This window comes from Pseudomonas frederiksbergensis, from assembly GCF_003732705.1.
Classification (GTDB): Bacteria; Pseudomonadota; Gammaproteobacteria; order Pseudomonadales; family Pseudomonadaceae; genus Aquipseudomonas; species Aquipseudomonas frederiksbergensis_F.
The window spans coordinates 154562-175107 of sequence record NZ_MOBR01000005.1 but is presented as its reverse complement, the minus strand read 5'-3'; the positions used below and the strand labels follow the sequence as shown (position 1 = coordinate 175107).

Genomic DNA, 20546 nt, shown 5'->3' with positions numbered 1-20546 from the left:
AAACCAAAATTAAACTACTGAAAAATTCAATCTTCCCCCGTCAGTTTCAAAGTAGTAAAACCGAATCGCTCACAGTCGGCTTTCGCACGCAACCATTGAAGTTTCCATATAGCGACACTGCTTCCACCACGATGTGCTATTTCCCATGGCTTAGGAGAATCCAGAAAATGCAAAATAACTTTTTCGGTAGCCGTGTTCGATACAGAACCCGGAAAAAAGAATGAATTATATTTTTCAGGCAATGGGTGAAAATGCCCCTTGACTGCTTTATTAATTGCGCACTGATCATGAAAAATCAGATCAACTTCTGGATCTAACACATATTCTATAGCTTTTTCAATTATCGTTAGCGTTGCCGGATGTTTTAGATCAAACAACATAACACCCGAATTAAAATACTTCTTGTTCACTATATTGTGAATTTGCACTGCTTGACCAACTTTGTCCACCGGACGTTCGATTGTCGCGGAAATCGGGTAGCCCAGTTGATGCATAGAAAACATAGGCACCACATCATTGAGCACGACAATATCAGAGTCCAGATAAAGTATTTTATTGTATTCTCGGAACGACAGCTCCTGAACTGCAAACAACCGACCATACGCTATTGTAGTTAGTTGTCTATTGCAGAGGTGCCTATACTGCTCTCGACTTTTCTGGATAGCGGGCATATTTTCATGAATCAATACAAACTCTGGACATTCAGAAAATACCGAGAGACGATCAGAAATATCTTTCCAGAATTGCATTTCACTCTCAGGAAGAAACAATGCAATATCAGGCTTTTCCGAATCAGGATGCATTTCTCTGATCACGCCCAAAATAGCCACAAGTGCCGGAACTCTATATGACTTATCCACGCAAAATAAAATTACATTTTTCTTATCAGCAATAGCTTTAGGACAGGAAGATTTGTTATCAAAGACAACTGTTTTTGCAAGAACAAGATTTTCATTTTTCGGCTGATTCTCTTCACGAATGCAAGGAAGCAAAGAAATGGCCTCTCTACATGCAATCAAATCAGGATACCGAAACCATCCATCAATACTTTCAATAATGCCAATTACGCTTTTGGCACTAACCACACCATCAACGAGACGTAACAAAGTTTGAAACTGCGAATAATAAGAAAAATCAGACCGCAGCCAGTATTGCAATAAATCTCTAGCTTTGACCAGTTCATTATTAAGAATATAGAACTGAGCCATTTTTTCCAGAAGAGACGACGGCAAAAAAGAAGATTTTGTAAATGACTCTATAAAGCCACGTGCCTCAACCACCCTCTTATTTTCGCAAAGAAAATCGATCCTCATCTCGGCAAGCGCAAGCTGCATTAAGTAATCTTGTTCTGAAATCGTAGAAAACAAATTTTCTGCCTTTTCTTTGTCCCCGACATAAAGGCAGAGTTTTAGTTCCAGCATCTTAACACTTAACTTATAAGTCACAGCACGCGACAAATAATCCACCAGCAACGTGGCATGCTCAATGTCACTCTTATCAATCAAAGCGGAAGCCACATCAACAATGGATTCAATGCAGTCTATCGGGAGTTCGAAGAGAGGATGAGCAATTATCCTGGCAATAAAAGTATCCGCACCGTATAAAAGGCTCATCGACAGAAGAGATTTGAGTGTTCGACCATTTACATACCCAAATGACTTATCCAAAATTGAAACTATCACTTCGACGGATGCATCATTCAAAGCCGCTTTAATCACATAAGTCTCGAATTCCGACAAGCTCGCCAATCTACCCCTATCATAAATTCGATAATTTCTTTCTGTTATATCTAAAAACCGTTGAAGATCCAAAGCAGCCCCTTGACTATTAAAGACCTGCATTACCGCCTCCTAAATTTGCATAAAGTCACTGATCTCCTTGCTATTCAAATCATCCAAATCACAAAGTTGAATCCGCCTGCACTAAAAACAACATTTTAAAATTCATTCGCTCAGCTAATATCTCAACCCTCCTGAGCCAATTTAAATGACAAACCGAAATCTAGCACCTGTAAAAAATGACAGGTCGCAATATCATTTCGCGATAAAAAGAACTGTAAACCTGCATTCTCAATGAATTAACAAAAAAACTTGTTTTCCTTACCCATCACCTAATCGAGCCCACCCTCTTCGTCATCGGCATACACGCGGACTGAAATCCTAACGGCAAATGATAAACAGCGCGCTCGTCACCGCTATCATCACCTGTTTAACTGCGCGTAGTGAACGCCGTAAAATAAACCCACGTGTCTACACCAATTATTAAACATTATGGCGTAATAAGCTTCCAAGCTTTAGACATATACTTATTTGAAGACCTTCTAACTTTTCGTCTTAACACACAGTCGCCTATTATCTTTTCCATTTCTTCCATTTCAGCTTCGAGGCCAGGAGTAAGCAGAAACTTATTTTTTATATATCCTAGCTGGGTCTCTAACTCTGACGAATCTACTGGCATCATCGCAGAGAACAATTTGAACGTCACAGCCGGAGTTAAAGAGACGCTGTTAACACCCTTTGCAACTCTCATAGAATATCGTTCAATATGCCGTCCAAATCCTCTATTAGAATCAGCAGTCACGGGTGCAAGAAGCACCCAAGCATCAGGAATATTTTTCAGAGAGCTTTTATTTAGCACATGATCAGCATCAAGTATACAATCTAGCGTTTGCAAAAACTCTTCATTCTTTTTTGCAAGCTGTTCGTCTAACGACCACTCACCATGCAACTCAGCAAGGCTCTTCAGAGTTGACCCTAGTTTGGAGCGTTCATTTTTAGACAAATAAGGACGAATATCTCTATTTTTCAACGCTTCGGCTGCACCAGCGTATATTGTGGCAGCATCTTCATGATGCCGTGTCAGCTTTGCGTAAGATCTATCTTTATCAACCCAGTGCATCAAAGCTTTACGATATCCCCCCCAACTGGCCTTTACCCATACGAAATTTGTCCCATCGTAAAGCGGTTCTGCCCCATCAACGCCAACTGTTAGTACGGCGTTAACATTTTGACCAGACGTTAAATTTCTAATTTCTAGGCCTTTACATTTAGCCCAAACTTCTAACCGATCATAACTTGAGAACATCACAGGAAACTCAGTGAAAGACTTGCTTTCCGAAATGATCGAAGACACCCATTGTTGAAAGTACATATAGAGAGCCGAGTGATGACTCCATTGGGCATTGTTACGCGTTTTGGCGACATGACGAAAATATTCAACTAGTGCCTGCCTAACCTTAGGACTATTCAAAAAACCTCCTGAACAAACGTTATTATATAAAAATAAGACAATCAGAAATTCTTCTTCATGGCGCGTATGGTACACGGTAAAGATGTGACATCCGCCATCACAAAAATAATCTCACCATTTACTGAAAATATAATTCAGCACTCGAAGAGCGCAAAAATCACATTCCACTATTACAATTCTCCTGCCTGTCATCAGCAATGCACTTACTAATTTCAAAGCCTGCAACCACATATAGACAATCCACCGCCTCGTATAGACAAGTAAAGGACGGTAAAGGTGACGGACAGTAAAGGTGACAGATCTATTATTAAAATAGACCTGCCACCTTTTTTCCATTGCACAAACTATTCTGTGGCAGTACTACTACCCGGCGCAGGCCCGTCCGTGAAGGTATAGTTGATCACAGTTTCATTCCGCATCAACACATCCAACGTCTTCTGCGTACCAGTAGTGGTCACTTTCATAGTGACAATGTAACTTTGAGCATGAGCTGACCCATTAGCATAGGTATAAACCCACTTCTCATCGGTTTCATTTACCGGAGTTTTGGCAAAGGGCTCGCCAAAAAGAGTCTTGAGGTCGCTCGCAGTCGTTTTTCCTTTGACGATGCTAGGTACGTTCGCTGAGGGGAAGTCTCTACCGCTGGTGTAGTGCGAAGTCGCGCAACCGTTAAGCGTGAAAGCCAAAAAAAGGGCCAGCGCTGCTTTTTTCATGTCTCGTCCCTGATGAATTGATTTCGAACAGGATAAGCCGATTTATACCCAAAATGCCATCACTGGAAACCGATCCTTCATGACCATGTGTAGAGACCTGCGCACGATTGATCAACGAATACCCCTTTAGGTCAGACGCGACAGCGGATCGCGTCACCCTTCCTTTCAGAAAAAGCCCGATCCGTAGCAAGAAATGTCCATCCCCCCCCAGCCCACTTCATCTATCGAAGCGAAAGCCCCTTCACCATCGGCAAACAAGCCAACTGAAGCCCGGAGGGTGAATGGTAGATGGCCAGTTCGTCACCTACATAACCACACCGCCGATAAAAATCAGCCGCGTTCAACGTTGCGTCCAGATTGACCTCTTCCAATCCCAGATCCCGCGCCAGATCTTCCAGGTAATTGAGAATTTCTAAGCCAATGCCCTGCCTCATAAACCCCGGCAGCACAAATATCGCACCAATCTCGCTGTTCTCCAGATCCAGCATCCCCGTAGCCACCGGTTCGCCGTCAACACACCCCAGATAAAAGTGCTTTTCCATCAAAACGTCATACCCATCCTCGGCAGCCCCTGCCGTCCAGGCGAGCATTTGTTCCGTGGTATAGGCGCCGATGCATTGGTGCCGTATCGCTTGAAGGCGTATGTCGAACGCGGTTTGCGCATCGCGTGGTGTGGCGCGTCTTATTTCGAGCATTTCATTCTCCTTTAGCCATCCGTGGACGAAGAACTAAAAAGCCCCGTCCATTTCTGGCGGGGCTTTGGGTAACTGCGTCAAAACTTATGAACGCGTGACCTCATGGCCCGCCGGAAGCGGTCATGGAGGAGCACATCATGTTCATTTGGCGTGTGTAGGTCATGGGTCGATAGTGTTTGGGATGATCCGGGTTGTCAATTTTGGGGGCAATAATGCGTTGCCTTCCCTGCCGTTTATCCCTGGATCAGCGTTTCAGAGCCTCACACTCATTACGCAGATCAGCGCTGTCGATAACGCCGCAACTACCAGTGCCAGTCTTGGCCTGGCACAGTGCTCGCTGGTCATGGTTGTCAATAGTGCCGCAAGAGCTATTTCCCAGCTCCGCATTGCAGGCAGCACGCAAATCATGATTGTCGATGGTCCCGCAGCCACCACCGTTCGTCTTGGCATTGCAATAGGCGCGCTGATCGTGGTTGTCAATCGTACCGCACGAACTATTACTGGTCTCCGCGTTACATGTCGCACGCAAATCATGATTGTCGATAGTCCCGCAGCCACCGCCATTCGTCTTGGCGTTGCAATAGGCGCGCTGGTCATGGTCGGCAATGTTGCCGCAACCGGCAAAAGCGTAACCACTCAGCATCAATAACATCGCGAGAACAAGTTTCATCACACACTTCCATGTTTTGCCAGGAAACAGCCTGACGCTGATAGACCCAAATTTATTAAGTGACAGCATCAGCCCAACAACATGCTTTTCTTCAGCAAATCGTAAAGCCCATCAGGCACCAACGGTGATTCGTCAGTAAAGCTTGCGCATGAATGCCACTTCGCTGTGAACGCAGCCCCATCACTCTCTTGAGCGTTCAAGTACGGCAGTTCGTAAACAGCGCGATCCCCAAACTTCGCATCGTAAACCTGGACGATTTCGTGCCCTGGCTTACCGGCATACGTAAAGAGGCTCTCAAGCGTACCGATCAATCGGACATCCGTGATCGGTAAACCGAGTTCTTCCTGCACCTCTCGCACAATGGCGTCGACACTGGTTTCGCCGAAGTCGATGCCTCCACCAATTGGCCGGAAGAACGTCTGTTTTGTGATGGGATCGCTGAATTCGTTGACCAGTATCTTTCCATCGTTATGGAAGACACAGAGTGCAAGTGCGCGGATGCGCTGGGTGGTCATGCAGTTAAGTCCATTTACTTTGAAGAATGCCTGTAGCAACAGACGAAGGTTGCTACAGGTCAGTGTCCTTTTTTAGCTATCAGAAGTTAGCCGGGGTGTTGGCGCTAATGATTTCCGCCTCATCCTGGCCAATATTCCGAAACCGATGCGGCAGCGTCGTCGGGAAGTAATACCCATCCCCGGCGTTCAGCACACTAATCTGCCCATCAACGGTGAGTTCAACCGTCCCCCGCGTCACCAGCCCACACTCCTCGCCTTCCGAGTGCACGATCGGCTCTTCCCCCGAACTCGCCCCAGGCGCGTACTGCTCGCGCAGCAAGCGCATCTGCCGGCTCGGCACCGAAGCGCCAATCAACAACAACCGCAACCCATGCCGCCCCAAATCCGGCTGTTCATTGGCGCGGAACACGTATTGATGCTCACGCGGCGGTTGATCGAAGGTGAAGAAGTCCGCCAAAGACATCGGTATGCCTTCGAGCAGTTTTTTGAGGGAGCTGACGGAGGGGCTGACGCGATTTTGTTCGATCAGGGAGATGGTGGCATTGGTGACGCCGCTACGGCGGGCCAGCTCGCGCTGGGACAGTTTGTAGCTTTCGCGTACTAATTTGAGTCGTGAGCCCGTGTCCATGACAGCCTTATGTGTGTGCACTACTTAAGGGGGTTATGGGGGTGGATGGCGGGCGACTTTTGGCCGCGAGGAACACCGCTTCCCTGTCCCAGAAACGTGAAAGGCGGGTATTAAATCACGTTTGTTCGTGTTGCTCAGCAGGTTCGATGGGTGGTGGGGTAAAAAGGCTGGTGGGGGTGGGTTTGCTTGGGATTGAGGGGGTTCAGTTGGGGGTGTTGGTGACTGGTTTGGCCTCTTCGCGAGCAAGCTTTGCTCCTACAGTTTTGATCGCGGCCAGACACAAATTTTGTGCATGGCATAAATCTCCTGTGGGAGCGGGCTTGCTCGCGAAGGCGGTGGGTCAGCCATTTCAATAGTGACTGATAGGCCGTCTTCGCGAGCAAGCTTCGCTCCTACAGGGGATTGCGTGATGGTTAGATGCCGAACCGGTCGCGCAACGCGTAGTACGCGGCGCCCATGGCTGTTAGCGGGGCCTGGAAGGTGCGGCCGCCGAGCATCGGCATGTGCGGCAGGGAGGCGAAGGCGTCGAAGCGTTCGGCGTCGCCGCGGATCATTTCGCTGATGAGTTTGCCGGCCAGGTGGGAGCAGGTGACGCCGTGGCCGCTGTAGCCTTGCATGTAGTAGGCGTTTTTCTCGATGCGGCCGAATTGCGGCATGCGTGACATGGTCAGCAGGAAGTTGCCGGTCCAGCGGTAGTCGATTTTCACGTCCTTCAGTTGCGGGAAGGTTTTGAGGATCTTCGGTTTGATCAGTTGTTCGATGTCGTCCGGTTCCCGGGCGCCGTAGACCACGCCGCCGCCGTACAGCAAGCGGTTGTCGGCGGTGAGGCGGTAGTAGTCGAGCAGGTAGTTGCAGTCTTCGACGCAGTAGTTGTTTTTGATCAGGCTGCGCGCAACTTGCTCGGACAACGGTTCAGTGACGACGATTTGCGAGCCGCAGGGCATGCTTTTGCTGGTCACGCGATTGTCGAGGCCTTGCGGCAGGTAGGCGTTGCCAGCGATCAGCAGGTACTTGGCGCGGACCACGCCTTTGGCGGTGCGCACGGTGATCGGTTCGCCGTAGGTGATTTCCACCGCCGCCGATTGTTCGTAGATTTTGCCGCCCAGGCCGATGATGGCCGAGGCTTCGCCGAGGGCCAGGTTCAGCGGGTGGATGTGGCCGCCCTGCATGTCCAGCAAGCCGCCGACGTAGTTGTCGCTACCGACTTCGCGCTTGATGTCGGCGGCGTCGAGCATTTTCAGGTTTTTGTTGCCGTAGCGTTCCCAACTGCTTTTCTGCTCGGCCAGGCCTTTGAGTTGCTTTTTGTTCAGCGCGGCGAAGATGCCACCGGGCTTGTAGTCGCACTGGATGTCGTAGTGCTGGATGCGCTGACGGATGATGTCGGCGCCTTCGAAGATCATGCTGCCGAGGATTTCAGCGGTTCTGTCGCCGTAGCGTTCTTCGATGACATCGACGTCGCGGCTGTAGGAGTTGACCAGTTGGCCGCCGTTGCGACCGCTGGCGCCGAAGCCGACTTTGGCCGCTTCGAGCACGGTCACGCTGTAGCCGGCTTCGGCGAGGAACAGTGCCGAGGACAGACCGGTGTAGCCGGCGCCGATTACGCAGACGTCGCATTCCACCAGTTCTTCAAGCACCGGGAATTCGCCGGTGAAGTTGCGGGTGGCGGCGTAGTAGCTGTTGACATGTGTTGTTGGTTTCATACGTTTCTCCGATGGCCGCAGGCTGGCCTGCGACCGCCGCTGTAAAGGTGTTAGAGCTTGATCCAGGTCGCTTTGAGTTCGGTGTATTTGTCGAACGCATGCAGCGATTTGTCCCGACCGTTACCCGACTGCTTGAACCCGCCGAACGGCGCGGTCATGTCGCCGCCGTCGTACTGGTTGACCCAGACACTGCCGGCGCGCAAACCACGGGCGAAGGTGTGGGCCTTGCTCAGGTTGCTGGTCCAGACGCCGGCGGCCAGGCCGAAGATGCTGTCGTTGGCAATCGCCAGCGCTTCATCGAAGGTGTCGAAGGTGATCAGCGACAGCACCGGGCCGAAAATCTCTTCCCGGGCGATGGTCATGGCGTTGGTCACACCGTCGAAAATCGCCGGTTCCACGTACAGGCCACCGGTGCTTTCGAGGGTGCGGCTGCCGCCGGCGATCAGCTGCGCGCCCTGGTCTTTGCCGACCTGGATGTAGCGCAGCACGTTTTCCAATTGCCGTTGATCGACGACTGCGCCGACGGTGGTTTCAGGATCAAGGGCGTGCCCCGGTTTCCAGGCTTGCAGCGCTTCCACCAGCAGTGGAATGAACTGCTCGCGAATTGAGCGCTCCACCAGCAACCGCGAGCCGGCGGTGCAGACTTCGCCCTGGTTGAAGGCAATCGCCCCCGCCGCCGCTTGTGCTGCCGCGCGCAAATCCGGCGCGTCGGCGAACACCACGTTCGGGCTCTTCCCCCCTGCTTCGAGCCAAACGCGTTTCATGTTGCTTTGCCCGGCGTAGATCAGCAATTGCTTGGCAATCGCGGTGGAGCCGGTGAAGGCCAGCACATCGACGTCCATGTGCAACGCCAGCGCCTTGCCGACGGTGTGACCGTAGCCTGGCAGGACGTTGAACACGCCTTTCGGGATCCCCGCGTCCAACGCTAATTGCGCGATGCGGATCGCGGTCAGTGGCGACTTTTCCGAAGGTTTGAGGATGAACGAGTTACCCGCCGCGAGGGCCGGGGCGAACTTCCAGCTGGCCATGATCAACGGGAAGTTCCACGGCACGATGGCGGCGACCACACCGGTGGGTTCACGGGTGATGAGGCCTAGTTGATCGTGGGGCGTGGCGGCAACTTCGTCGTAGATCTTGTCGATGGCTTCGGCGCTCCAGCGGATCGCGTTGGCGGTCGCCGGGATGTCGATGTTCATCGAATCGCTGATCGGTTTGCCCATGTCGAGGGTTTCGAGCAGGGCCAGTTCTTCCTGGTTCGCCAGGATGAGATCGGCGAAGCGGATCAGAATGCGTTTGCGCTCGGCCGGGGCTTGCTTGGCCCAGATACCGGACTCAAATGCTTGGCGTGCAACGGCGACCGCCGCATTGGCATCGGCCTCGTCGGTACTGGCGACGTTGGCCAGGAAACGGCCGTCGACCGGGCTGATGCATTCGAAGGAATCACCGCTCAATGCTGCGCGGTATTGCCCGTCGATAAAGGCCCGGCCTTCGATGGATAAGGACTGGAAGCGTTGTTCCCAGTCGCTGCGAGTGTTTGTCATTGTTGTGACTCGACGCAGAGGAATAAGTGATTGTTGTGGCGGCGTATCAGGGGATTGCAGGGGTGATTGGGCGGCCGTCTTCGCGGGCAAGCCTCGCTCCTACAAGGGGTCTGTGTCGGGCACAAATAATGTGCACACCGCAAACCATGTAGGAGCGAGGCTTGCCCGCGAAGAGGCCCTCACATCCACCACCAAATCCATCAGACCGTATGCAGATACCAGTTGTACTCAAGGTCCGAGATGGAGTTTTCGAACTCCGCCAACTCGCTTTCCTTGCACGCCACGAACACGTCGATGTAGAGCGGGTCGATGTATTTGGCCATGACTTCGCTGTCGTCCAGCTCACGCAATGCATCGCGCAGGTTGTTCGGCAGGCTCTGTTCGTTCTGCTCGTAGCTGTTGCCTTCCACCGGTGAGCCCGGTTCGATTTTGTTGGTCAAGCCGTGGTGAATACCGGCCAGGACCGACGCCATCAACAGGTACGGGTTGGCATCGGCGCCGGCCACGCGGTGTTCGATGCGCACCGAGTCCGCGGAACCGGTCGGCACACGCACCGCGACGGTACGGTTGTCGATGCCCCAGCTCGGCGAGTTCGGTACGTAGAACTGCGCGCCGAAGCGGCGGTACGAGTTGACGTTCGGGCACAAGAAAGCCATCTGCGCCGGCAGGGTCTCGAGCACACCGCCGATCGCGTGACGCAGGGCGGCGTTCTGCTCGGGATCCTCGCTGGCAAAGATGTTGTTGCCTTCTTTGTCGAGAATCGAAATGTGCACGTGCAGACCATTGCCCGCCTGGCCCGGATACGGCTTGGCCATAAACGTGGTGTCCATCTCGTGGTCGTAGGCGATGTTCTTCACCAGACGCTTGAGCAACACCGCGTAGTCGCAGGCCTTGATCGGGTCGTTGACGTGATGCAGGTTGACTTCGAACTGCGCCGGGGCGCTTTCCTTGACGATGGCGTCAGCCGGAATGCCCTGCTCTTTCGCGCCTTCGAGGATGTCTTGCAGGCAATCGACATATTCGTCGAGGTCGTCGATCAAATACACCTGGGTCGACACCGGACGCTTGCCCGATACCGGCGAACGCGGTGACTGCGGACGACCGTTCACGTTGTCCTGGTCGATCAGATAGAACTCGAGTTCGAACGCGGCACAGATCGTCAGCCCCATGTCGTCGAACTTGCGCACCACATTGGCCAGCACTTCCCGTGGGTCAGCGAAGAACGGCTGGCCTTCGAGTTCGTGCATGGTCATCAGCAATTGCGCGGTTGGGCGTTTCTGCCACGGCTCAATGCTCAGGGTGCCCGGGATCGGGTAGCAGATTCGGTCGGAGTCGCCGATGTCCAGACCCAGGCCGGTGCTTTCCACCGTAGAGCCGTTGATGTCCAGGGCAAAGAGTGACGCCGGGAGGTTGATGCCTTTTTCGTAAACCTTATGAAGACTGGTGCGTTCGATGCGCTTGCCGCGCACCACACCGTTCATATCCGCAATCAGAAGGTCTACGTACAAAACCTCAGGATATTTCTTAAGGAATGCGTTTGCTTCGTTGAGTTGAACGGTACGCAGAGGGACCGACATGATGCACCTATTAGCTGTTAATTATTATGTTCACTACGGTGTTGCGAGCCCAGTCAACCCGAACGGCAAAGTGAAGTCAATAGCGAACACTTGGCCTTTCAACCTTTATTTTCGGGCCTTTTATGGGGACGAGAGTGCCAGATACGTCCCGCGCACCGCGTGAAGCCTGAAGATCGGACGACCGGCGTTTAGAATTTTTTACATGAGAGTTGTTAATTAAAATCAACAAGGCTAAGCTCCGGAAAAGCTCGTTCAAGTGTGAAACTTCGAGGTGATAAAAATGGCATTCAAGCCATTGATCGGCGTTACAGCGTGCGTCAAACAGATTGGCCTGCACCCCTACCACGTCAGCGGCGACAAGTACTTGCGTGCTGTCAGCGTCGCGGCTCTGGGGTTGCCCGTGGTCATTCCTTCCCTGGGCGAATTGACCGAAATCGAGGACCTGCTCGCGCAGCTCGACGGTCTGTTGCTGACCGGCTCGCCCTCCAATGTGGAACCCTTCCACTATCAAGGCCCCGCCAGTGCCCCCGGCACGGATCACGATCCGGCGCGGGACGCCACGACCCTTCCTTTATTGCGTGCAGCGATTGCCGCCGGTGTTCCGGTGTTGGGCATCTGTCGCGGTTTTCAGGAAATGAACGTGGCGTTCGGTGGCAGCCTGCATCAGAAGGTCCACGAATTGCCCGGCATGCTTGATCACCGCGAGGCGGATCATCCGGAGTTGGCGGTGCAATACGCCCCGGCCCATGCGGTGACGGTGCAACCGGGTGGAGTGTTCGAAGCGTTAGAGCTGCCGGCCGAGTTCATGGTCAATTCGATTCACAGCCAGGGCGTTGATCGACTGGCGCCGGGCCTGCGTGCAGTAGCGATTGCGCCGGACGGATTGATCGAGGCGATCTCCGTGGAGCACAGCCCGACGTTTGCCGTCGGTGTGCAATGGCACCCGGAATGGCAGGTGCTTTCCAACCCTCAGTATTTAAGTATTTTCCAGGCGTTTGGCGACGCGTGCCGACAACGGGCGGCGCTACGTAAAAAACGCTGACGACTTAAACCCTCACCCAACGAATTAACTGCCCTCGTGAACGGGCGGATGCGCCGACGCGCGCTGCCTCTTCACGCGTAAAAAACGAAACAAGACAACAACAAGCACCACCAGGCAGCCAGGACGGCGGCGCCGAATAAGCCCGAGCGGTATGGATTACCCCTGTAGGAGCAAAGCTTGCTCGCGATGGCGGTCGAACATTCAACATTGATGTCGATTGCCAGGCCCTCATCGCGAGCAAGCTTTGCTCCTACAAGGGACATCCGTACCGGCAGGGCTTGCAATCAACTATTAAGTCAGGCCGCGTTGGCCCGACGACTGAAACCTGTTGGGAGTTTCACATGGCAAATGCCTCCAGCACTTACAGGAAGGCTCTTGAAGGTCACCAGGCACCGAAAAAGGTTCTGGTGAAAATCGATCGCGTGACCAAGAAGTTCGACGAAACCACCGCCGTGGACGATGTGTCCCTGGAGATCCATCAAGGTGAAATCTTCGCCCTGCTGGGTGGTTCCGGCTCGGGCAAATCGACCCTGCTGCGCATGCTCGCCGGTTTCGAGCGCCCGACCGAAGGACGGATTTTGCTCGACGGTGTCGACATCACCGACATGCCGCCCTACGAGCGGCCGATCAACATGATGTTCCAGTCCTACGCGCTGTTCCCGCACATGACGGTGGCGCAGAACATCGCCTTCGGCCTCAAGCAGGATCGTTTGTCCGCCAGCGAAATCGACGCCCGTGTGGAAGAAATGCTGCGCCTGGTGCACATGACCCAATATGCCAAGCGCAAACCCCATCAGTTGTCCGGCGGCCAGCGTCAACGCGTCGCCCTCGCCCGCTCCCTGGCCAAACGTCCGAAGCTGTTGTTGCTCGACGAACCCATGGGCGCGCTGGATAAAAAGCTGCGTTCGCAGATGCAACTGGAACTGGTGCAGATCATCGAGCGGGTCGGTGTGACCTGCGTGATGGTGACCCACGACCAGGAAGAAGCCATGACCATGGCGGAACGCATCGCGATCATGCACCTCGGCTGGATCGCTCAGATCGGCAGCCCGGTGGACATTTACGAAGCGCCGGTCAGCCGCATGGTCTGCGAATTCATCGGCAACGTGAACGCCTTCGACGGCACCGTTGTGGAAGACCTTGAAGGTCACGCGATCATTCACAGCCCGGACCTGGAACAGAAGATTTACGTCGGTCACGGCGTCAGCACCTCGGTGCAGGACAAGTCGATCACCTACGCCATCCGCCCGGAAAAAATGCTCGTCAGCACCCTCAAGCCGGAGCAGCGCTACAACTGGTCCCAAGGCAAAGTGCATGACATCGCCTACCTCGGCGGCCACTCGGTGTTCTACGTCGAATTGCCCGGCGGCAAAGTCGTGCAATCGTTCATGGCCAACGCCGAACGCCGGGGCGCACGTCCGACCTGGGACGACAAGGTCTACGTGTGGTGGGAAGACGACAGCGGCGTGGTACTGCGCTCATGAAAACCTTCAATCAGCAATTCCTGAGACTGGTCCCCAGCGGGCGCAAACTGGTGATCGGCATTCCGTTCATCTGGCTATTCCTGTTCTTCATGCTGCCGTTCTTTCTGGTGATGAAGATCAGCTTTTCGGAAGCGGCGCTGGCGATTCCGCCGTACTCGGAGATCTACACCTTCGCCGAGCAGAAATTTCAGCTGTTGCTCAACCTCGGCAACTACTCGCTGCTGACCCAGGATGAGTTGTACATCTCGGCGTACCTCGGCTCGCTGAAAGTGGCGTTGCTCAGCACGTTGATGTGCCTGGTGATTGGCTTCCCGATGGCCTACGCGATCACCAAGGCGAAAAAGGAAACGCAAAACGTCCTGATGCTGCTGATCATGATGCCGACCTGGACCGCGATCCTGATCCGCGTGTATGCGTGGATGGGCATCCTCAGCAACAACGGTTTGCTCAACGCGTTTCTGATGTGGACCGGGCTGACCTCGGCGCCAATCGAGATCCTCAACACCAACACGGCGGTGTACATCGGCGTGGTTTACGCCTACCTGCCGTTCATGGTGTTGCCGCTGTACGCCAACCTGGTCAAGCACGATGAAAGCCTGTTGGAAGCGGCGTCGGATCTGGGTTCGAGCAACTTCAACAACTTCTGGAAAATCACCGTGCCCCTGGCCAAAAACGGGATCATCGCCGGTTGCATGCTGGTGTTCATTCCGGTGGTCGGTGAGTTCGTGATTCCGGAACTGCTGGGCGGCCCGGAGACGCTGATGATCGGTCGTGTGCTGTGGCAAGAGTTCTTCAATAACCGCGACTGGCCGGTGGCGTCCGCCCTGGCGGTGGTGATGCTGTTGATCCTGATTGTGCCGATTCTGCTGTTCAACCGCAGCCAGGCCAAAGAGATGGAGGCACGGGGATGAAACGCTTCGGATTTTCAAAGTTCATGCTGATTTTCGGCCTGTCGTTTATCTACCTGCCGATGCTGATTCTGGTGATCTACTCGTTCAACGCCTCGAAACTGGTGACGGTGTGGGGCGGCTGGTCGGTGAAGTGGTACGCCGGTTTGCTCGACAACACGCAACTGATGGGCTCGGTGGTGCGCTCTTTGGAGATTGCTTGCTACACCGCAATTGCCGCAGTGGCGCTGGGCACCTTGGCGGCGTTTGTGCTGACTCGGGTGACTCGCTTCAAGGGCCGCACGTTGTTCGGTGGTTTGGTGACGGCGCCGTTGGTGATGCCGGAAGTGATCACCGGTCTGTCGCTGTTGCTGCTGTTTGTGGCGATGGCGCAGTTGATCGGCTGGCCGCAGGAACGTGGGTTGGTGACGATCTGGATTGCGCACACGACATTCTGTGCGGCGTATGTGGCGGTGGTGGTGTCGGCGCGCTTGCGTGAGCTGGATCTGTCGATTGAAGAGGCAGCGATGGACTTGGGAGCGCGGCCGTTGAAGGTGTTCTTCCTGATCACCATTCCGATGATCGCGCCGTCGTTGGCGGCGGGCGGGATGATGTCGTTTGCCTTGTCGCTGGATGACTTGGTGTTGGCGAGTTTCGTCTCGGGTCCGGGGTCGACGACCTTGCCGATGGAAGTGTTCTCGGCGGTGCGTCTGGGTGTGAAGCCTGAGATCAACGCTGTGGCCAGTTTGATTCTTTTGGCGGTTTCGATTGTGACGTTCATGGTCTGGTACTTCAGCCGCCGCGCCGAAGCCACCCGAAAACGGGCGATCCAGGAAGCGATGGATCAGACCGCAAGCGAATCCTGGCAGCCACAGAACAACCAACGAGTCGAAGCAACGGCTCTCAGCTAAGTGAACACATGCCCTGTCAGGTGAACACTTTCCCTGTGGCGAGGGGGCTTGCCCTCGTTCGGCTGCGAAGCAGTCGTAAAACCAGTGAACGCGGTGTACCTGATACACCTCGGTTGCAGGTTTTGGGGCCGCTTCGCGACCCAACGGGGGCAAGCCCCCTCGCCACAAAAGCTCACTCGCCACACGTTTTGTGTTTTGAATAAAAAGAAATGGAGTTGTACCGATGAAAATGTTTGGCAGGACTCTGCTGACACTGTCCTTAGTGGGCGCGATCACTACCGGCGCCCAGGCCAACGACAAGGTGCTGCGCGTCTATAACTGGTCGGATTACATCGCCCCGGACACGGTCAAGAAGTTCGAAGACGAGACCGGGGTCCGCGTGACCTACGATGTGTTCGACAGCAATGAAACCCTTGAGGCACGCCTGCTCGCGGGTAAATCCGGTTACGACATCGTGGTGCCGTCCAACAGTTTCCTGGCCAAGCAGGTCAAGGCTGGCGTTTATCAGACCCTGGACAAATCGAAGCTGCCGAACTGGAAAAACCTCAACCCGGTGCTGCTGAAAAACGCTTCGGCCAGCGACCCGGATAACGGTCATGCCTTCCCGTACATGTGGGGCTCGATTGGCATCGGTTTCAACCCGGCCAAGGTCAAGGAAGTGCTCGGGGCCAACGCGCCGACCAACTCCTGGGACCTGCTGTTCAAACCGGAAAACGCGGAAAAACTGAAAGCCTGCGGCATCAGTTTCCTTGATTCGCCCACCGAGATGCTGCCGGCCGCCCTGCACTATCTGGGTTATCCGGTGAATTCCCAGGACAAGGCGCAAATCGCTGAAGCCGAAGCGCTGTTCATGAAGATCCGGCCATCGGTGGCATATTTCCATTCCTCGAAGTACATCTCTGACCTGGCCAACGGCAATATCTGCGTGGCGGTCGGTTACTCCGGTGACGTGTTGCAAGCCAAGGCCCGCGCCAAGGAAGCCGGCGACACGGTGAAGATCGACTACAGCATTCCGAAGGAAGGCGCCGGCAGTTTCTACGACATGGTCGCCATCCCACGTGACGCGGCGAACGTCGAGAATGCCTACCTGTTCATGAACTTTCTGATGCGCCCGGACATCATCGCCGAGATCACCAACAACATCGGCTACAGCAATGCCAACGCGGCAGCCACGCCATTGGTGGATGAAGCGATTCGCGACGATCCGGGGTCGTACCCGTCCCAGGCAGTGATGGCGACGTTGTATGCGATTCCGGATATGCCGATTGGCGTCCAGCGCGTGATGACCCGGGGCTGGACCCGCGTAAAACTCGGTAAATAACCCACACACCGATCGTTCCCACGCTCTGCGTGGGAATGCCTCCACGGACGCTCCGCGTTCGGCTCTGGATGGGACGCGGAGCGTCCCGGGCTGCATTCCCACGCGGAGCGTGGGAACGATCATTCAACGATCATTCAGCGATCGATGGTTCTCCCCTCTTCCGTTCACGCAGCGCCTTACCACCGCTGCACTTCCTGCGAACGGCCTCACCTGGCTCCTCGGTTAAGGTGAACTTCAGGCGCCTTCGGGCGCCTTTTTTTGTACTAGGGCATTAGCGGCCATTCGGCCAACGCCCGATAGCGGCCCTTGTGGGATTCGAACAGCGTGAAGTGCTCGGCCCGCAGGATAAATTCGGGCGCTGTGGCGGACTCCGGCACCGGCAATCGATAGTCCCGCATCAACGTCAAATGCGGGCGAAATTCCTTCGGCGAATCCTCAAACCCGAACGGCAACATCGCCTGTTCCAACGCGTAAACCAGCCGCAGCAACTCCGGCGGCGCCTGTTCCGACGCCAACACCAAAACCCCATGCTTGCGCCAGACATCCACGCGATCCAGCACCACCCGCAACGCCACACCCGGCACCCGAACCTTCGCCGCCGCCGTGCAGATATCGGCAATCTGCGCCACACCCACTGCGCCCAGAAACTTCAGCGTCAGGTGAAAATTCTCCGCAGGCACCGGCCGTCCGCTGCGCAGTTGTAAAGCCCCGCGCCACTGGGCAATCGCCCGCCGCTGCTGCGCCGCGCAGTTCAAGGCAAAAAACAGACGCTTGAACGGCTCATGGGATTCGTCGCTCACGCCTGGCACCTCCTGACATGCACGTTATAGTTGAACCAACCGAATCAACCGGAGGGCGCCATGCGAGAGATCATCAGCAAAGAGCCATGGTGGGCGATGCCGCCGCAACCCGGTCAGGACGAGGCCGAGCTGGAATGGGGCTGGCTGGTTCACTATAGCGAAGGTGAGCCGCGTTTCGAGTTCGTCCGGGAACGGCCGACGGACAGTGAGATCCGTAACCGCAAGAGTTGCAGGATCACCCCTTCCGCCGAGTGATCCTGCGACGATTTTTTACGCCTGCAGCACAATGTTGAAACCACCAAACACCATGCGTTGGCCATCGAACGGCATCGGGTTGACGTCCTGCTGCATGCGCGGATCGACCATGACTTTCTGCATCCCGGCATCGCGGGTGGCCTTGTCGGGCCAGACGATCCAGGAAAAGATCACGGTTTCATCCTCCTTGAGTTTCACCGCCATCGGAAACGAGGTGACCTTGCCGTCGGGCACATCATCGCCCCAGCATTCGGTGATGCTGAGGGCGCCCGCCTCTTTGAAGATTTTGGCGGCGATCTCGGCGTGCTTGATGAATTTTTCGCGGTTGGCGGTGGGGACTGCGGCGACTAAGCCATCGATGTAAGACATGGTCATTCTCCTGCTGGGCTGGGGGCCAATGCCAAAGGCGAACACAAAACCTGTGGCTAGGGGTCGATCTGCTGGGTAGTCGATTGCGGTGGACTCAGATCGACAGACCCGCTGCCCGAACTGACCGACGGTACTTCAGCGCTTCCCGCCAGGTTGCCCTCGATTTGCGCGGCCATGTACAGCGTCCCGGCCATCACGCCGGTGGTCGGGTTCTGCAGCAGTTTCGTCCAGGCCTTGTCGAAGGTGTTGCCCAGGCTGTTGCGGATCAGCGCTTCGCTGTCCGGCCGATCACTGGCCTGGATGAGCGCGCGGATCCCCGCCACGCCAACCGTGATCAAGCCCCCGGCCAATTTACCCGCGGCGGCGGCCACGGCACTGGCGGCGCCGCGAGTGGGCATCTCGGCCTCCATCCGTTGACTGGCACGCTTGGCCACCGGCGCCATGGCGGTCTCTGTCGAATCCACCCCTTTGTCGCCACCCGCCTTATGGATCTTGTCGATCAACGCCGCGTAGGCCGGCAATGTGTTCAGCGGCTCGGAATGCACCACCTGATACAGCGAAGCGTCCCGGGCGGGCGGCGGCCCCAGGGCTATTGCGGGGATTTTCTGGATACGCCCGTTGAGCTGCGCCATCGGCACGCCATGACGCTGGGAAATTTTCTGCAGTTCTTCCTGGAGGATGTCCACGTAGAACGCCGTGGCCAGACCGAGAATCGCCTCGGGATCGATCTCCACCGCGACCGGTGCCAGCACGCGTTTCTGGTATTGCTCCAGCAGATAAGCCGCCAGGCGCTTGGCCGAGGCATCCTGCTCACCCGCGGCACTGACGGTGTACCAACTGACCTTCATCGACAGCCATTCCTGGGTCCAGTAACTGCTGAACCAGGGAATGAAGTTCTCTTCGGTCAGTTGATAGACCCGCGTGCGCCAGTAATCCATGGCCCCACGGGCATAGATTCTGGTCTGCTCGGTGGCCGATTGCGACGCGGCGACAATCTCCCGGTCCACCTGCTGCCAGGTGCTCGGCGCCACCACCACGACCGGCGGCGGCGCCGGGGCACGGGAAGACGTGGCGCATCCCGCCAACACCACCATCACGGCGACGATCAACGAACGCAGGTTCAAGATCGCGGTGTCCTGGAGTCGCTCCCGAGCGAAATGCCCGGTGCTCATAAAGCTATTGAGTTGAGTATAGGTTGAGGGTTTTGGCCGTTCGTCTGGAGTTTTTGTGGTGACTTGGAGGTCGCCTTCGCGAGCAGGCTCGCTCCCACATTTGAAATGCATTCTCCTGTGGGAGCGAGCCTGCTCGCGAAGAGGCCCGAAAGAATGATGAAAAAACCTTCACCATCATTCCCGTCGATATTCACCATCGTAACGAATGCCTTCCGCAAAAAAACCGTCCGGCGCAGGATCAGCCCATACCCACTGCAAACCCCGTATCGGAGGGGCACATCATGTTGATCCATCTCCTGACCTGCCTGGCCCTGACCGCCGTCACGCTGACCCTGTTTTCGCGTTTCTTCCTGGACATCGGCCAAACCGAGGAGCATCCGTCATGATCCGCATCGTCACCCTGGCCGTGAGTTTCCCGGTGTTCGGCACCAACTACTATTCGCAACACGTGGTCTCGCGTAAAGAGATCGCGCTGGTGTTCGACAAGAACTTCGAAGCGCTGCTGATGCCTGCCGCCGCCAATCACTTCAGCAACGAAGTGGTCGGCATCAATGACCAGTTCCGCTTTTTGAACGATGTGCTGGTTGAGCATCTGCTCGACGCTGAAATGGCCCAGCAGTCGTCACGCCCATTCACCTTCTGACAGGCGTCACTTGCCCAGGTTTTGATTCATCAGACCGGGTTGTTGATTGGCGCTCTGCCACTGACGCAAGTTGTCGCAGCCCTTCACGTTGATTTCAGCCAGGTTACTGCGGGCATCACAGGTCATTGACCACTTCTGTCGCAGGGACGGGTACTTGATAAAGTCCGCGCGGGTGGGTGGTTCACAGCCGGACAGCGTCGCAGCGCAGATCAGCATGGCGGCCAGTTTCCAGGCGGCCGGGTAGTTCACGATTGATTTCATGATGGTTGGTTTCCTATTGAGGAAGCCCAATGCTATGAGCTGATGGTCCTACTGAAAGAGCCACTTACATGGCATTTCATAGGGCCATTTTTTTTGGGTTGAAGACGCCATCG

Annotated in this window: 21 protein-coding genes; 7 read left to right on the top strand and 14 right to left on the bottom strand. The window is 55.1% G+C overall.

Annotated elements, in window-relative coordinates; all coding sequences use genetic code 11:
* Positions 1-26 precede the first annotated feature (26 nt).
* The 10 genes from BK667_RS04660 to BK667_RS04620 all read right to left on the bottom strand — a co-directional run bounded on the left by BK667_RS04660 (position 27) and on the right by BK667_RS04620 (position 11288).
* Positions 27-1841 carry a glycosyltransferase family 8 protein gene (locus tag BK667_RS04660; RefSeq protein ID WP_123596921.1) on the bottom strand — a complete coding sequence of 605 codons (1815 nt, stop codon included), beginning with the start codon at positions 1839-1841 and terminating at the stop codon, positions 27-29.
* A gap of 427 nt (positions 1842-2268) precedes the next feature.
* Entirely contained in the window at positions 2269-3249 is a 981-nt protein-coding gene (locus tag BK667_RS33020) for a hypothetical protein (RefSeq protein WP_148058642.1), read from the bottom strand.
* 344 nt (positions 3250-3593) lie between these two features.
* Positions 3594-3962 (bottom strand): hypothetical protein, encoded by a 369-nt coding sequence (locus tag BK667_RS04655; protein WP_123514913.1) that lies wholly within the window; start codon positions 3960-3962, stop codon positions 3594-3596.
* Between the two features lie 221 nt (positions 3963-4183).
* Entirely contained in the window at positions 4184-4657 is a 474-nt protein-coding gene (locus BK667_RS04650; protein ID WP_123514914.1) for a GNAT family N-acetyltransferase, read from the bottom strand.
* A gap of 244 nt (positions 4658-4901) precedes the next feature.
* Complete coding sequence (locus tag BK667_RS04645) at positions 4902-5327, bottom strand: hypothetical protein (RefSeq protein WP_123596920.1); 426 nt, start codon at positions 5325-5327, stop codon at positions 4902-4904.
* A gap of 68 nt (positions 5328-5395) precedes the next feature.
* Positions 5396-5842 (bottom strand): NUDIX hydrolase, encoded by a 447-nt coding sequence (locus tag BK667_RS04640; protein WP_123596919.1) that lies wholly within the window; start codon positions 5840-5842, stop codon positions 5396-5398.
* Between the two features lie 79 nt (positions 5843-5921).
* Positions 5922-6470 carry a cupin domain-containing protein gene (locus BK667_RS04635; RefSeq protein WP_028623608.1) on the bottom strand — a complete coding sequence of 183 codons (549 nt, stop codon included), beginning with the start codon at positions 6468-6470 and terminating at the stop codon, positions 5922-5924.
* 413 nt (positions 6471-6883) lie between these two features.
* On the bottom strand, positions 6884-8170 hold the full coding sequence (locus tag BK667_RS04630; protein ID WP_123596918.1) for an NAD(P)/FAD-dependent oxidoreductase: 1287 nt from the start codon (positions 8168-8170) through the stop codon (positions 6884-6886).
* Between the two features lie 50 nt (positions 8171-8220).
* Positions 8221-9711: an aldehyde dehydrogenase gene (locus BK667_RS04625; protein WP_123596917.1), complete on the bottom strand. Its 1491-nt coding sequence runs from the start codon at positions 9709-9711 to the stop codon at positions 8221-8223.
* Between the two features lie 200 nt (positions 9712-9911).
* A complete protein-coding gene (locus tag BK667_RS04620; protein WP_123509049.1) occupies positions 9912-11288 on the bottom strand; it encodes a glutamine synthetase family protein in 1377 nt (458 codons plus the stop codon).
* A gap of 280 nt (positions 11289-11568) precedes the next feature.
* Here BK667_RS04620 and BK667_RS04615 point away from each other — a divergent pair, with 280 nt between their 5' ends.
* The 5 genes from BK667_RS04615 to BK667_RS04595 all read left to right on the top strand — a co-directional run bounded on the left by BK667_RS04615 (position 11569) and on the right by BK667_RS04595 (position 16933).
* Entirely contained in the window at positions 11569-12330 is a 762-nt protein-coding gene (locus tag BK667_RS04615; protein ID WP_123596916.1) for a gamma-glutamyl-gamma-aminobutyrate hydrolase family protein, read from the top strand.
* A gap of 341 nt (positions 12331-12671) precedes the next feature.
* On the top strand, positions 12672-13814 hold the full coding sequence (locus BK667_RS04610) for an ABC transporter ATP-binding protein (RefSeq protein ID WP_054614296.1): 1143 nt from the start codon (positions 12672-12674) through the stop codon (positions 13812-13814).
* Positions 13811-14725, top strand: coding sequence for an ABC transporter permease subunit (locus tag BK667_RS04605; RefSeq protein ID WP_123509047.1), 915 nt, complete (start codon positions 13811-13813; stop codon positions 14723-14725). Before BK667_RS04610 ends, BK667_RS04605 begins: the two co-directional genes overlap by 4 nt.
* Entirely contained in the window at positions 14722-15612 is an 891-nt protein-coding gene (locus BK667_RS04600; protein WP_123509046.1) for an ABC transporter permease subunit, read from the top strand. The genes BK667_RS04605 and BK667_RS04600 overlap by 4 nt, the downstream gene beginning before the upstream one ends.
* 223 nt (positions 15613-15835) lie before the next feature.
* Entirely contained in the window at positions 15836-16933 is a 1098-nt protein-coding gene (locus tag BK667_RS04595; protein WP_123596915.1) for a polyamine ABC transporter substrate-binding protein, read from the top strand.
* Between the two features lie 263 nt (positions 16934-17196).
* On the opposite strand, the gene thpR is transcribed toward BK667_RS04595, so the two are convergent.
* A complete protein-coding gene (gene thpR / locus BK667_RS04590) occupies positions 17197-17733 on the bottom strand; it encodes an RNA 2',3'-cyclic phosphodiesterase (RefSeq protein WP_123596914.1) in 537 nt (178 codons plus the stop codon).
* A gap of 60 nt (positions 17734-17793) precedes the next feature.
* Here thpR and BK667_RS04585 point away from each other — a divergent pair, with 60 nt between their 5' ends.
* Complete coding sequence (locus BK667_RS04585; RefSeq protein ID WP_123596913.1) at positions 17794-17988, top strand: hypothetical protein; 195 nt, start codon at positions 17794-17796, stop codon at positions 17986-17988.
* Between the two features lie 15 nt (positions 17989-18003).
* Here BK667_RS04585 and BK667_RS04580 read toward each other — a convergent pair whose 3' ends face one another.
* Together BK667_RS04580 and BK667_RS04575 are read right to left on the bottom strand one after the other, a co-directional pair.
* Positions 18004-18357, bottom strand: coding sequence for a DUF1428 domain-containing protein (locus BK667_RS04580; protein WP_123509042.1), 354 nt, complete (start codon positions 18355-18357; stop codon positions 18004-18006).
* 56 nt (positions 18358-18413) lie between these two features.
* Positions 18414-19481: a hypothetical protein gene (locus tag BK667_RS04575; RefSeq protein WP_123509041.1), complete on the bottom strand. Its 1068-nt coding sequence runs from the start codon at positions 19479-19481 to the stop codon at positions 18414-18416.
* A 430-nt stretch (positions 19482-19911) separates the two neighbouring features.
* Here BK667_RS04575 and BK667_RS04565 point away from each other — a divergent pair, with 430 nt between their 5' ends.
* Positions 19912-20172: a hypothetical protein gene (locus BK667_RS04565; protein ID WP_123509039.1), complete on the top strand. Its 261-nt coding sequence runs from the start codon at positions 19912-19914 to the stop codon at positions 20170-20172.
* 6 nt (positions 20173-20178) lie between these two features.
* Here BK667_RS04565 and BK667_RS04560 read toward each other — a convergent pair whose 3' ends face one another.
* Positions 20179-20433: a hypothetical protein gene (locus tag BK667_RS04560; RefSeq protein ID WP_123596911.1), complete on the bottom strand. Its 255-nt coding sequence runs from the start codon at positions 20431-20433 to the stop codon at positions 20179-20181.
* Between the last annotated feature and the right edge of the window lie 113 nt (positions 20434-20546).

Coding starts and splice junctions, on each gene's coding strand:
- BK667_RS04655 (WP_123514913.1), bottom strand. CDS start 3,962: ATGAAAAAAGCAGCGCTGGCCCTTTTTTTGGCTTTCACGCTTAACGGT.
- BK667_RS04565 (WP_123509039.1), top strand. CDS start 19,912: ATGATCCGCATCGTCACCCTGGCCGTGAGTTTCCCGGTGTTCGGCACC.
- BK667_RS04660 (WP_123596921.1), bottom strand. CDS start 1,841: ATGCAGGTCTTTAATAGTCAAGGGGCTGCTTTGGATCTTCAACGGTTT.
- BK667_RS04630 (WP_123596918.1), bottom strand. CDS start 8,170: ATGAAACCAACAACACATGTCAACAGCTACTACGCCGCCACCCGCAAC.
- BK667_RS04615 (WP_123596916.1), top strand. CDS start 11,569: ATGGCATTCAAGCCATTGATCGGCGTTACAGCGTGCGTCAAACAGATT.
- BK667_RS04560 (WP_123596911.1), bottom strand. CDS start 20,433: ATGAAATCAATCGTGAACTACCCGGCCGCCTGGAAACTGGCCGCCATG.
- BK667_RS04580 (WP_123509042.1), bottom strand. CDS start 18,357: ATGTCTTACATCGATGGCTTAGTCGCCGCAGTCCCCACCGCCAACCGC.
- BK667_RS04645 (WP_123596920.1), bottom strand. CDS start 5,327: ATGAAACTTGTTCTCGCGATGTTATTGATGCTGAGTGGTTACGCTTTT.
- BK667_RS04600 (WP_123509046.1), top strand. CDS start 14,722: ATGAAACGCTTCGGATTTTCAAAGTTCATGCTGATTTTCGGCCTGTCG.
- BK667_RS04595 (WP_123596915.1), top strand. CDS start 15,836: ATGAAAATGTTTGGCAGGACTCTGCTGACACTGTCCTTAGTGGGCGCG.
- BK667_RS04640 (WP_123596919.1), bottom strand. CDS start 5,842: ATGACCACCCAGCGCATCCGCGCACTTGCACTCTGTGTCTTCCATAAC.
- BK667_RS04585 (WP_123596913.1), top strand. CDS start 17,794: ATGCGAGAGATCATCAGCAAAGAGCCATGGTGGGCGATGCCGCCGCAA.
- BK667_RS04605 (WP_123509047.1), top strand. CDS start 13,811: ATGAAAACCTTCAATCAGCAATTCCTGAGACTGGTCCCCAGCGGGCGC.
- BK667_RS04635 (WP_028623608.1), bottom strand. CDS start 6,470: ATGGACACGGGCTCACGACTCAAATTAGTACGCGAAAGCTACAAACTG.
- BK667_RS04650 (WP_123514914.1), bottom strand. CDS start 4,657: ATGCTCGAAATAAGACGCGCCACACCACGCGATGCGCAAACCGCGTTC.
- BK667_RS04610 (WP_054614296.1), top strand. CDS start 12,672: ATGGCAAATGCCTCCAGCACTTACAGGAAGGCTCTTGAAGGTCACCAG.
- BK667_RS04625 (WP_123596917.1), bottom strand. CDS start 9,711: ATGACAAACACTCGCAGCGACTGGGAACAACGCTTCCAGTCCTTATCC.
- BK667_RS04620 (WP_123509049.1), bottom strand. CDS start 11,288: ATGTCGGTCCCTCTGCGTACCGTTCAACTCAACGAAGCAAACGCATTC.